The sequence below is a fragment of the Rhodococcus sp. NJ-530 genome, assembly GCF_003860625.1.
In the GTDB taxonomy this organism is placed as follows: Bacteria; Actinomycetota; Actinomycetes; order Mycobacteriales; family Mycobacteriaceae; genus Rhodococcus_F; species Rhodococcus_F qingshengii.
This window is the reverse complement of the sequence record NZ_CP034152.1, coordinates 801,704-813,454: the sequence shown is the minus strand read 5'-3', so window position 1 is coordinate 813,454 and position 11,751 is coordinate 801,704. Positions and strand designations below refer to the sequence as shown.

10 protein-coding genes and 1 pseudogene are annotated in these 11,751 nt (G+C 60.4%); 3 read left to right on the top strand and 8 right to left on the bottom strand.

Annotated features, from left to right (window positions below; genetic code table 11):
* Position 1: 1 nt before the first annotated feature.
* On the bottom strand, positions 2 to 949 hold the full coding sequence (gene zapE / locus EHW12_RS03780; RefSeq protein WP_116057274.1) for a cell division protein ZapE: 948 nt from the start codon (positions 947 to 949) through the stop codon (positions 2 to 4).
* Between the two features lie 111 nt (positions 950 to 1,060).
* Between zapE and EHW12_RS03775 the strand changes: the two genes are divergently transcribed.
* The gene (locus EHW12_RS03775) at positions 1,061 to 1,627 is read left to right on the top strand and encodes a TetR family transcriptional regulator (RefSeq protein WP_007734055.1); all 567 of its coding nucleotides are present in this window, start codon (positions 1,061 to 1,063) and stop codon (positions 1,625 to 1,627) included.
* Between the two features lie 10 nt (positions 1,628 to 1,637).
* Here EHW12_RS03775 and EHW12_RS03770 read toward each other — a convergent pair whose 3' ends face one another.
* On the bottom strand, positions 1,638 to 2,798 hold the full coding sequence (locus EHW12_RS03770; protein ID WP_047269627.1) for a lipase family protein: 1,161 nt from the start codon (positions 2,796 to 2,798) through the stop codon (positions 1,638 to 1,640).
* A 209-nt stretch (positions 2,799 to 3,007) separates the two neighbouring features.
* On the opposite strand from EHW12_RS03770, the gene EHW12_RS03765 reads away from it, so the two are divergent.
* The gene (locus EHW12_RS03765; RefSeq protein WP_116057275.1) at positions 3,008 to 3,802 is read left to right on the top strand and encodes a putative protein N(5)-glutamine methyltransferase; all 795 of its coding nucleotides are present in this window, start codon (positions 3,008 to 3,010) and stop codon (positions 3,800 to 3,802) included.
* Here EHW12_RS03765 and EHW12_RS03760 read toward each other — a convergent pair.
* Genes EHW12_RS03760 through EHW12_RS03750 form a run of 3 tightly spaced genes read right to left on the bottom strand, consistent with a single transcriptional unit; the run spans position 3,793 to position 6,206 of the window.
* Positions 3,793 to 4,422 carry a TetR/AcrR family transcriptional regulator gene (locus EHW12_RS03760; protein WP_042449375.1) on the bottom strand — a complete coding sequence of 210 codons (630 nt, stop codon included), beginning with the start codon at positions 4,420 to 4,422 and terminating at the stop codon, positions 3,793 to 3,795. The genes EHW12_RS03765 and EHW12_RS03760 overlap by 10 nt on opposite strands.
* A 30-nt stretch (positions 4,423 to 4,452) precedes the next feature.
* Positions 4,453 to 5,253 (bottom strand): ABC transporter permease, encoded by an 801-nt coding sequence (locus tag EHW12_RS03755; RefSeq protein WP_003945537.1) that lies wholly within the window; start codon positions 5,251 to 5,253, stop codon positions 4,453 to 4,455.
* Positions 5,250 to 6,206, bottom strand: a complete 957-nt coding sequence (locus EHW12_RS03750; RefSeq protein ID WP_003945489.1) for a daunorubicin resistance protein DrrA family ABC transporter ATP-binding protein — start codon at positions 6,204 to 6,206, stop codon at positions 5,250 to 5,252. Before EHW12_RS03750 ends, EHW12_RS03755 begins: the two co-directional genes overlap by 4 nt.
* A gap of 722 nt (positions 6,207 to 6,928) precedes the next feature.
* Between EHW12_RS03750 and EHW12_RS03745 the strand changes: the two are divergent.
* Positions 6,929 to 8,032, top strand: a pseudogene (locus tag EHW12_RS03745) (glycoside hydrolase family 71 protein); the annotation flags it as partial.
* Between the two features lie 30 nt (positions 8,033 to 8,062).
* Here EHW12_RS03745 and EHW12_RS03740 read toward each other — a convergent pair.
* The 3 genes from EHW12_RS03740 to EHW12_RS03730 all read right to left on the bottom strand — a co-directional run bounded on the left by EHW12_RS03740 (position 8,063) and on the right by EHW12_RS03730 (position 11,611).
* A complete protein-coding gene (locus EHW12_RS03740) occupies positions 8,063 to 9,523 on the bottom strand; it encodes an MFS transporter (RefSeq protein WP_007734043.1) in 1,461 nt (486 codons plus the stop codon).
* Entirely contained in the window at positions 9,520 to 10,368 is an 849-nt protein-coding gene (locus EHW12_RS03735; protein WP_003945658.1) for a mycofactocin-coupled SDR family oxidoreductase, read from the bottom strand. Before EHW12_RS03735 ends, EHW12_RS03740 begins: the two co-directional genes overlap by 4 nt.
* A gap of 103 nt (positions 10,369 to 10,471) precedes the next feature.
* A complete protein-coding gene (locus tag EHW12_RS03730; RefSeq protein WP_180279557.1) occupies positions 10,472 to 11,611 on the bottom strand; it encodes a serine hydrolase domain-containing protein in 1,140 nt (379 codons plus the stop codon).
* Between the last annotated feature and the right edge of the window lie 140 nt (positions 11,612 to 11,751).

Sequence of the window (11,751 nt, the reverse complement as noted above, 5' to 3'; positions counted from 1 at the left end):
CTCAACTGATGCTGCCCACCGCCGACCTCGCCAGTAGCGACAGACGACTGTAGAGGCGCGCCAACCCCGGCACGTCCCGGAGGCTGCCTGCCACTTCTTCGACGTAAGCGTCGGCGTAGATCGTCAGCCGCGCATCGACGTCATAGAGAACATCGACGACATTCGCGAAACGGCGAAGGGCAAATTCCGACGCCTCGGCGAGCACCGGCACTCCGAAGATCACCCAGTCGTCGAAGCGGGCGGCGAGCGCGAGGTAATCGGCAGCCGAGGTCGAACCAGTGCACAGCACCTCGAAGTCGAACCAGACGACACCGTCTCGAATCGCCGAGCACTCCAATGTGCGTGTGCCTATCGTCAATTCGACACTTTCGCCCGAAGGCCGCGTAATTCCCGAGCCGACGAGGAATTCCCCTGTCGCAAATCGGTAGTCCCCGGCACCTGGCTGTCCCGCCGTCCGATAGTCGACGGAGCCACCCAACTCGATCACCTCGAGAGTCCGTTCGATCAACTCGATCGACGGAACGAACTGCTCGTGAAAAAGCGGATTGGGAAGAAGATCGGTCGGCGGAACATTGGACGTGACGACAACAGTCACGCCTTTCGCGACGATTGTGTCGAGAACCCTTGCCATGAACATGGCGTCGGCGACGTCGTCGATGTGGAACTCGTCGAAACAGAGCACACGGATTCCATCGACGACGTGATCCAGTGCCACGCCCATCGAGCCGAGTTCATGCGCCCGAGAGTGCAGATCTGCAAAGAACCGATGAAAGTGAATGCGCCGCTTGCCGACCGGGAGCCCGTCGTAGAACTCGTCCATGAGCATCGTCTTCCCGCGGCCGACGCTACCCCAGAGATAGATCCCACCCCCGACCTCACCGCCCGAGATCCGGGCCTGCAGTGCGTCGAGGGCTTCGCGTGCCGCCAACTGCTCTTCGTCCAGTAGCATAAGACTCCTCTACGTCTGTAGAGTCGAGGCTAGTGATCGAAGGCAAATCGAGTCAATGTGACCCTCACGACGCACCATCTGCAGCATGCAACATCGACAACAAGGAACGACATGAAGCCTGATCGCAGAGCCCTCATCGCGGCATCCGCCGTCACGATCATCGCCGAGCAGGGCCCGCGTGCACTCACCCATCGGGCGGTTGATCAGTCCCTGGAACTTCCTGCCGGTTCGACGTCGTACTATTTCCGCACTCGCGAGGCACTACTCGAAGCAACCGCATTGCACATCGTGCACCGGTCACGTTCGATATTCGACGAACTCCGCGAGAGGCCCAGCGATCCTGCTGCCCTGACGGCCGAGTATCTCGATGATCTTCTTTCGCACCGCAGACACGAATTGATCGCGAGATATGCACTGCTCTTGGAAACTCCCCGAGATTCGGCATTGCACCAACTCCTCGAAGACAGCCTGTTTTCACGGGAGAAGGCAAGGCCTGTCTTCGACATCATTGGCGTTGACGATCCTGACGTCGCCGCCGAAAATTTTCTGAGCCTTCTGGAGGGCTTGATCTTCGACTACTGCCTCGGAGCGCGTAGCCGAGATCCCCGCTCCTCCGAAACCGTTCGGCAACTTCGGATCCCGATCGACATCTATCTGCGCGGAGTTGGTGCCGCCTGAAAGATGTTGGTCAGCAGAGGCTTCCGGTGCAGGGCCGTTGACCAGAGAACAGTGCCGCGACAAACGGGGTGCTGTCTGGAACCGAAGCCGGAACGGTTCCCAGATGATCAGTGGGATAGGTATGGAATGCAAAGTCGACACCGTTGGCAGTAAGGTCGGCCGCGAACTTCAGTGTCAGCGGTGCCGGAACATCGATGTCCGACAACCCCTGACCGATGAAGAACGGGCGGTCGTATCCTGCGGTCGGCACAGTGAGCAGGTCACGCGCAGCCTCCATGAATACTGGATTGTCCAGCGACTTCGTCAGCACCTGCCCGAGTGTGACGGTTCCGTACTTCGTGCGCGCCTCGGTGTAGCACATGTTGTTCTCGACGTCATCGAGGATGGTCTTGCCGAGCGGGGTCAGATACGAGTCGATGTCGATATCCGGCCGCGAAGCACGCAGTCCGTCAAGAACGTTCGCGATGTAGACCGTCGTACCCTTGAGCGGAAGCGCCGGAAAAGCCGGACCACCGAGCGGTAGAAGATTCTCGATGTTCGAGGGGACGCCAGTGGCGACAGCGCCGCGGTAGTCCAACTCCGGCGCGTAAGCAGTGGCAAGCGAAGCGGTGAACATAGTCGCCTGCCCGCCCTGCGACTGCCCCATCGCAACCCATGCGCTCGACAGGTCGTCGTCGACCGCACGAGCGGCACGCACCATGTCCACAACGCTGTGTGCAGCGGAACGACCGTCGAGATACGGGTGAACACCGGGTGTTCCGAGCCCCACGTAGTCGGTGGTCACGACCGCGTATCCCTGCTCCAGCCAGTGACCCAGATGCGTCGCGGTCCGTTCGAGTGGAACACTGCTGCTCGGCGCACACTGATCCGCGACACCCACCGTCCCGTGCGCGTAGGAGATGACCGGCCAACCACCCTCGGGCGGAGCTCCCTCTGGGCGATACACCACACCGGTACTCGTCATCGGCGCATCCTTCGGGCCCGTCGACCAGTACGTCACCTTCGTTGCGCTCACGGCACCCGGGATCACCCGGTCGGGACCGAGCAACTCCTGACTCACGACAGCACCCGGAGCATCGTTCGGTTCCGCTCCGGCCGGCGCCGCAACTGTCAACGCCACCAACGCACTCGCACTCAGTCCGACGAGCGTCCTACACAGTCGCTTACTCACGTACTTCTCCTACCGATTGCGGTGACGGTGCATATGTGGTGATCGGCCCCACATCAGCTGATCGAGTTCAGACCATAGAACAGCCTTACCATTTGGTCAACCTAAATTTCCGCTCCGCATCGACCGTCGTGACACGCCTGCTCGGGTAGGGTGGCGGTGTTCGATACGTGCAGGTCCCCCGCGAGATCAGGAGGCCGAAAGGCTCTCTCATGTCAGCACCTGATCTCCCGACCTTCCCTGCTTCGCAGCAGAAGTCGGTGGCCGCGATCCTCCGAGCAGCAGGTTGCGTCTTCGCCGAAGACGAGGCTCGCCTACTTCTTCACACCGCACGCTCTCGCGATGAACTCGACGCGATGGTCGACCGACGAGTTGCCGGCGAACCACTCGAGCCCGTCCTCGGATGGGCCGAGTTCTGCGGCTTGCGCATTCACATCGACTCCGGAGTCTTCGTCCCACGCCGGCGCACCGAGTTCCTCGTCTGGCAGGCCTGCTCACTTGTCACCCCAGGAAGCGTCGTCGTCGACATGTGTTGCGGCTCAGGAGCTGTCGGTGCTGTCCTGCAGTCGACGCTCGACGCCGTCGATTTGTACGCGGTAGACGTGGAACCGGCCGCAGTGCGGTGCGCTCGCCGAAACATCACACCGCCCGAGCGTGTACTCGAAGGCGATTTATTCGAACCACTGCCGACGAAATTACTCGGTCGCGTGGATGTCGTCGTCGCCAATGCACCTTACGTCCCCACCGAATCGATCAGGCTGATGCCGCCCGAAGCCCGTCTTCACGAACCGCTGGTCTCGTTGGACGGCGGTACCGACGGACTGGATCTGCAGCGTCGCATCATCGCGGACGCCGCGCCGTGGCTACGACCGGGTGGCTGTCTTCTCGTCGAGACGAGTACGGAGCAGGTCGAAATGACTGTTGAAACATTCACTCGGGGAGGGTTTCTCACTCGGGTGGCAACCTACAGCGAGACCGCGTCGACCGTGGTGATCGGTCAGCGTTGAAGGCGATCGGATCTTGGCGTGGACCACTCCCGAGCGCGGGCGGCAAAGCCGTCGACAAAAAGCCCGAACGCACGATCGACGCGGGCCCGGTCCCCGGTGGCCAGAAGATCCATCGACAGACCCCGCATTTGCGAGAGCAACAGAGTAGCGACAGAGGCAACATCGTCCTCGGGGCAACCCGCTTGTCGTAGACCGGCTTCCAGTGCCTCGATCCAATCGCCCACAAAACGGTCCAGGAACCGTCCGTAGCGGTCGCGGTCGCCGAGCGCGAGGGCGTAGATCTCGACCATCACCCGGAACCGCGGCAGGACCTCCGGCGTCGTACGTTCGGTCCACCACGCAGTCAGCACTGTCGCCGGATCGACCCCCGGTTTCATCGGCACCGCAATCGGAATGGACTCACCACGCATGTTCTCGATGACCTCGGAGAGCAGATTCTCCTTGCTATCGAAATGGTTGAGCAACGACGCATGCGACACACCCACGGCCTTGGCGAGCTGCCTCACCGTCAATTCCCCGACACCGTTGTCGATGACGTAGCGGGTCAGCGCGTCGAGCAACTCCTCACGTCGCCCGGCGTATCTCAGGCTGCGTTTGTCGATGCGTTCGGGCTCCGGCACATATCCACCCTACCGGCCGGAATCACCAGGTCAGCGGCTGACTGCCTTCTGATACCGACGAATAGCGAACGGCACGAAGACGATCAGCAAACCGAAAGTCCACAACAACGACGCAATGACCGGATTCTGCAGTGGCCACGCATCTGGAACCGTCATCGCAGGATTGGTATTGCCGAACAATTCACGCACCGCCTGGGTAACCGCCGACACCGGATTCCATTCGGCGATCACTTTGAGCGGGCCGGGAAGATTGGTGGTCTCGACAAAAGTGTTCGCGATGAACGACAGCGGAAAGATGACGATGAAGCTCGCGTTGTTGAATACCTCAGGCGTCCGGATCCAAAGCCCGACAACAGCCATGACCCACGACAACGCGTACGCGAAGAACAGAAGCAGCGCATAACCCGCCACCGCTTCGAGGAAACTGGAGTGAATCCGCCACCCGACCAGAAGACCGGTCAACGACATGACCACCAAACTGATGACGTTGATCAACACGTCACTCGATGTTCGGCCGGTCAGCACGGCAGACGGAGCCATGGGCAGCGATCGAAATCTGTCGATGATTCCTTTCTGAATGTCTTCGACCATCCCCAAACCAGTCCAGGTAGCACCGAATATGACCGTCTGCGTGAAGATTCCGGCGATCAGGAATTCTCGATACGACGTGCCCGGGACCGAGATCGCACTGCCGAACACATACGCGAACAAGAGCACGAACATGATCGGCGACAAAGTGGTGAACACCAACAGGTCCGGAACGCGCTTGATCTTGATCAAGTTTCGCCTGGCGATGGTCAAACCGTCTTCGAGCGCCATCTGCACGGTCATTTCTGATCCTCCAGTTCAGCCTGGTGCCCGGTCAGTGTGAGGAAGACATCGTCGAGAGTGGGTCTGCGCAGGCCGACGTCGAATACGCGGATGCCTCGTGCCGACAGAAGATTCAGCGCCGCGACCAACGCGTCGGTGCCGTCGTCGACAGGAACGGTGACGCGACGGACATTCTCTTGAACCTGAATGTCCCCCACGGCAAGCGAGCGCAATTCCTCGCGGACGATGTCGAGATGCTCGACCTCGTGCACACTCAGTTCAATGCGCTCACCCCCGACCCGCGCCTTCAACTGATCTGCAGTACCGCGCGCGATGACCGAGCCGCGGTCGATGACGGCGATCTGGTCGGCCAACCTCTCGGCTTCCTCCATGTATTGCGTCGTGAGCAACAGCGTGGTCCCCTGAGCCACCAACCCTTCGATGACGTCCCAGAGACCGAGTCGCGCCCGAGGATCGAGGCCGGTGGTCGGCTCGTCGAGAAACAACACCTGTGGCCGAGCAACCAATGCGCCGGCGAGATCGAGACGTCGCCGCATTCCACCGGAATAGCCCTTGACCGGCCGATCTCCAGCCTCGACGAGATCGAACTGCTCGAGCAATTCACGCGCTCGGGCCTTACTGCTTCGGGCGCCGAGGTGATACAGCCTCCCGACCATGTCCAAGTTCTCATAGCCCGTCAGGTACTCGTCGACCGCGGCGTACTGACCCGAAGCACCGATCTTGGATCGCAACGCCCGCGCATCCTCGACCACGTCCAGCCCGGCAACCTTGGCGCGTCCACCGTCCGGAATGAGCAGCGTCGTGAATATCCTTACCGCAGTGGTTTTTCCGGCGCCGTTGGGGCCCAACAGAGCCATCACCGAACCCTCGCGCACTTCCAGGTCGATGCCGTCCAATGCCGTGACGTCGCCGTACTTCTTGACCAGCCCCTCGGCCACAATCGCTTCGGTCATGAGCCCTCCCGCATCGGTAATCCGTCGGTAGTCCGTTCCCCAGTGTGACCCAGGAGGCCGACACATTCCAGGAAATTTTCCGCAAGGGCGCTGCACATGGGGCCATTGACATGAGTCAACCGTCCAGAATCCTCACAATTGGGCTCGCTCGCGTATCCAAGCAGATAAAAAGTGCCCCGAAATCCAGTTCATGTTAACGTCGCACGACTCGCGCCTCACAAACACTTCCCAGACAAACGTCTCTACAGCCGAGAAATACGACCTGGAAGATAACTCCCATGCGTTTAGTCCGCATTCAGCGGTACGCGATCCTGCCGAAAACAATCCGAGTCCTATGTCTCTCGACAGCAATCGCGCTATCCCTCACGTTTGCCTATTCCTATCAGGGGCAAGGGCACACAGAATCACCTACGTTTGCCCCCACCACTCTTTCTGTCAATCCGGAATCTGCTGCTCTCCCCTTCGACATTCCGGACCGGACAACGCTGAACGGGAGGAAGGTATTCGGACATTATTTTCCGCCGTACCCGGTATCTATCGACAACGCGACCCCGAACAGCGACTTCTACACAACTCAGTACATGACAGTGCACGGAGAGAACAATGCACACGTCAACTCAGCTGGATTCATACGCGATCGGCCTGCTCCACGCCCTCCGATCGCAGATCCCCAGTGGCGTCAGAGAGATCTCGAAACTGAAGTTCGTTAGGCGGTCGCTGCTGGGCTCGACGGGTTCTCTGTAGACATCATGGCCAAGGCAACGGACACCAGTTGGTGGGGTTCAATCATTCCCGGCGCGCTCATGCAAGCCGCAGCCACAGTAGATCCGAATTTCAAAGTAATGCTCATGCCCGATATGAGCGCTTCCTTCAATAACATGACCCCCGCAGAGCTCGCCGCAGAAATGGCACCATATGCGACAAAACCGTCCGTATTCAAACTTGGGGACGGGCGCCTCGTGATTTCCCCATTTCTTGCAGAAGCCAAAAGTCCAACATGGTGGTCGCAGTTCATAACCCTGATGAGTCAGTCCTATGGGATAAATGTCGCATTAATTCCGGTATTTTTAGACGCAGCGGCAAACCGCAATGCGTTTGCCTCCATCAGCTATGGCATGTCGAGTTGGGGAAACCGGAATCCGGCGGGAAACCCAGTGGTAAACAGCCCAAATACTCCGCTTGATTTGGCTGCCGCGGCTCATGCGTTGGGAAAGATCTGGATGCAATCGGTCTCCTTCCAAGACGTCAGACCGAACCAGGCCATCTACGACGAAGCGGAAAACACGCAGAATCTTCGCAATACCTGGCAGATCGCGCTCGATTCAGGCAGCGAATGGGTCCAACTGACAACCTGGAACGATTACAGCGAGGGGACTTCCTTTGCTCCCAGCGCGGGGCACGGACGCTCCCTGCTGGACATCAACGCCTATGGTCTGTACTGGTTCCGGTCAGGGGTCATGCCGACGATCGTCCGCGATACTGCTTATCTGAGTTATCGAACGCAGAAAGTTTCCGCAGTTCCGGCCAACCCTTCGACACCCCCGATGTCACTGCGCCAATGGTCATCCCCCGCTCGCGATACCGTCGAGGTTCTCACCTTCTTGACCGCTCCCGCAGTCGTCAAAGTGACTGTTGGAACCACGACAACCACCTGCAATGCCCCGGCCGGGATGAGCAGCTGCATCGCCCCGTTGAAAGTAGGTTCCATCAAGGCCTCTGTCGTTCGCGGCACTACCGAGGTGTCTCGGGTGAGTTCGCACGCGGCGGTGACGGCCACACCGTACAACCAGAATCTCGAGTACCTGGTCGATTCCAGTCGGAGATAACGGTGACGAAGATCGGGTGAGTCCGTCGACTCACCCGATCTTCGTTGCGCCATCGGTTTCGGCTGCAATTGGTAACTCGGGCCGCGATACCGCCCCCGTCCGCTCCACCCTCACTGCCAAGGTCACCGCGGCCGCCAGTGCCGATACGCCCGCTCCGATCCAGTACAAAACCGCGAACGAATGCAGGGTCGGCACAGTGCTCGCACCGATCACCACCGTCGAACCGGCCAATACCGCTGCCGCAACGGCGCTTCCGGTGGAGGTACCGACCGAACGGAGCAGGCTGTTGAATCCGTTGGCCGAGGCAGTCTGATGGATCGGTGCAGATTCGGTGATCAGCGTCGGCATGGCTGCCAGGGAAAATGCCACACCGGCCGATACCACGGCAGCGCCGATCACGATATTGACCAACGTCGGCGCCAACAGCACACGCAAGACATAGCCGATTGCAATGACGATCGCACCCGACGCCAACGTAGCCTTCGCTCCCCATCGCCTCGTCACCTTCGACGACACCGGCGCCAATCCGATCATCAGGACTCCGCCCGGCATCATCGCCAGTCCGGCTTCGGCAGCCGAGAGTCCGAGACCGTCCGCCGACGCCAGGGGCAACTGAAGTTCCTGCGTTGCCGCCAACGCGCTGATGAACATGGCAAAACCGAGTAATACTGCGCAGACGTTCGAAACCAGAATCGGAGCGCGAAGGGAAGTCCGCAGATCGACCAGCGGTGCCGGCGTGTGCAGTTCCCACGGAATCCATCCACAGAGCAAGACCACGCCGGACGCGATCAGAACCAGAACCTCGGGGCTTGCCCAGCCCCATTCGGTTCCTTTCGAAACGGCCAGCAGCAGTGCAGTCATAGCGAGCGTGAGGACTGTGGCTCCCAGAAAGTCGAAGCGTCCGCGACTCTTCACAGCCGATTCCGGCACCACCAGAGGCAAGACGACTATCAGTACGACCCCGAATCCACCGGTGACCCAGAAAAGCGCGGGTAGCCCCCAGTGCGCCGAGATCACCCCCGCCATCGGCATACCGAACATGCCGCCGATCCCCAACGTCGCACTCATGAGAGCTACTGCACCACTGAGCTTTTCCGGAGGAAGGACATCGCGCATGATGCTGATTCCGACGGGCAGAAGTGCCGTCGCGAACCCCTGCAACGAGCGTCCGAGGATCAGTAACCAGAAACTCTGGCTGAGCGCAGCAACCATGCAGCCGACGATCATCACGGCAAGGCAGACGAGCATCATCGCGCGCTTTCCGAACATGTCGGCGAGTCTGCCGATGAGAGGGGTCGCGACGGCACCGGTCAGCAATGTCGAGGTCACCAGCCACGAAGCGGTGGCCGACGATACTCCCGATGCCGTCGCGAACTCGGGCAGCACCGGCACCACCAAGGTCTGTTGCAGCGCGACCACCACGCCGCTCAGACTCAGGACGCCGACGACCCACCCGGTCCGCGCTTTCGCGCGAACGGTCTTGTCCGTCAAGCGTTCGAGCGAGCGGCGACTCCGGCGTCGACAGGAACCACGATGCCACTCATGTGGGCACTCGCGTCGGCGGCGAGGAACAGGACTACTCGCGTGATCTCGAAGGGATCCAGCCAACCGACCGGCTGCGCATGCAGAGTCGCGTACACGGGTTCGACGTCGTCTGCCGTCGGCGATTCGAGGTCAGGCCGCATCATCGCGTACATCATGTCGTTATGAATCATCGGCGTCGAGATGTTCCCCGGTGCAATAGCATTCACGGTCACACCCGAGTTTGCCAGTTCGAGCGACACACTCTTCGTCAAACCGATGACGCCCCACTTGGAGGCGCCGTACGCAGCCATCTGGGTGCCACCGGAGCGACCCATCATCGAGGAAATCGTGATGATGCGACCGTAACCACGTTCCGCCATTCCACCTGACACGGCCGCAACGGTGTTGAACACACCGGTCAGGTTCGACGAGATGACTTCGTTCCACTGCGCCGACGTCATCGACGTGATCGGAGCGGGCACGGACACACCGGCATTCGCGACGGCGATGTCGACACGGCCGAACTCGGCTTCAGCGCGGGCAACGAGCGCGTCCATTGCGTCGCGATCAGCAGTGTCTGCCTTGACGGCAATGCACCGACGACCGGTGGCTTCCACCAAACGAACGGTTTCCTTCAGATCCTCCTCGTTTGCGAGGGGGTAGGCGACGACATCACTGTTCTCGCACCGGTCGCAGATCACGATGTCCGCGCCACGCTCCGCGAATGCGACAGCGTGGGCGCGCCCCTGACCGCGTGCGGCGCCGGTGATCAGTGCAACTTTTCCTTCGAAGCTGCCTTCGAGGCTGTTCATGCCGTCTCCTAGTTCGTCGTATGCAAGCGTGCGCTGTACTGCATGCGTACTCCGAACCCGCCCGAAAGAAACAGTCGATCCCGGACAGCGGGAATCCAGCCGGTTACTGGTAAACGGCGGTCTCGAATTCCAGGTATCCGTTGATGGATCCAGGGTCCGCGAACGGCAGAATCTGCGTTGCCCAGAACCCGCCGACGCCGGTCTGCCGGTCGATCCAGTAATAGAGGTTGGCAAGACCCGCCCAAGCCAGCGATCCGGCCGGCCTACCGGTGGGTGCCACCTCTTCATTTGTCATGAAGGAGTATGCCCATCCCTTGGGTACACCGGGGAAGAATTCCGCATCGTTGGACAGCGTCGGGAGAACTCCGGGCAACAACCCCACGTGCTGGCCTTCGAGCCCGTTCTGAACGGCTGCAGCTACCGTCTCCGGCGACAACACGCGACCGGATGTGCCCGCGCCGTCGTTGAGCCACATACGAATGAACTTCATGTAGTCGCCGACAGTGCCGTGCAAACCGTGACCACCCATGTGCACCTCGGGTTCGGCCGGAAGCTCGAATCCGATGAGCGGAGTGAGGCTTCCGTCGCTCTCACGCTGATGGATCGGCGCAAGTCGATCCTTCATCGACGGGCTCATCGTGAATGCCGTATCGGCCATCTCGAGAGGTTCGAAGATGCGCTCACGCATGACATCGCCGAGTCGATGACCTCGAATCGACTCGACGACCTGTCCGGCCCAGTCGATGTTGGTGCCGTACTCCCACTTCTCACCCGGGTCGAAGAGCAGCGGTGTCGTGAGCGCCGCTTTGCTACACGTGATCACGCTGGGCTGCCCATGTTCCTGCGAGAGCCGGTTGTACGACTCGTTGAAGAAGTCGTAGCCGAACCCTGCAGTGTGAAGGAGCAGCATGCGAGTGGTGATGTCACGCTTGGGTTCCCGAAGAACGGGGTTTCCGCCGGCGTCGAAACCGTCCAGGACCTTCAGCTCACCGATGTCGGGAACATAGGTCGCTGCAGGTGCATCGAGATCGAGCAACCCCTCCTCCACACATTGCAGGACAGCGGTACCGGTAATCGCCTTGGTGGTGGAGAAGAGCGCAAAGGTTGTATCGAGGGTCATCGGTTCGCCGTGACCGAGAGCCCGCTCACCGGCTGCACCCTCGTAGATGTTGCCTTCTCGATCCGTGATCATCGCGACGACACCCGGGACTCGGTCAGCCCGCTGAGTTGCTCGCGCCAGCACGTCGTCGAGGTGCTGCTTCGAAAGGGGCTTCCGCGCAATATCTTCGATCGTCACTGCATTTCTCCATCCGACTTGCAACTTGTCTTGTCGAACAGAATGTAACGGCGATCACATACCCGGTTCTGCCTCGAAACGGCAGG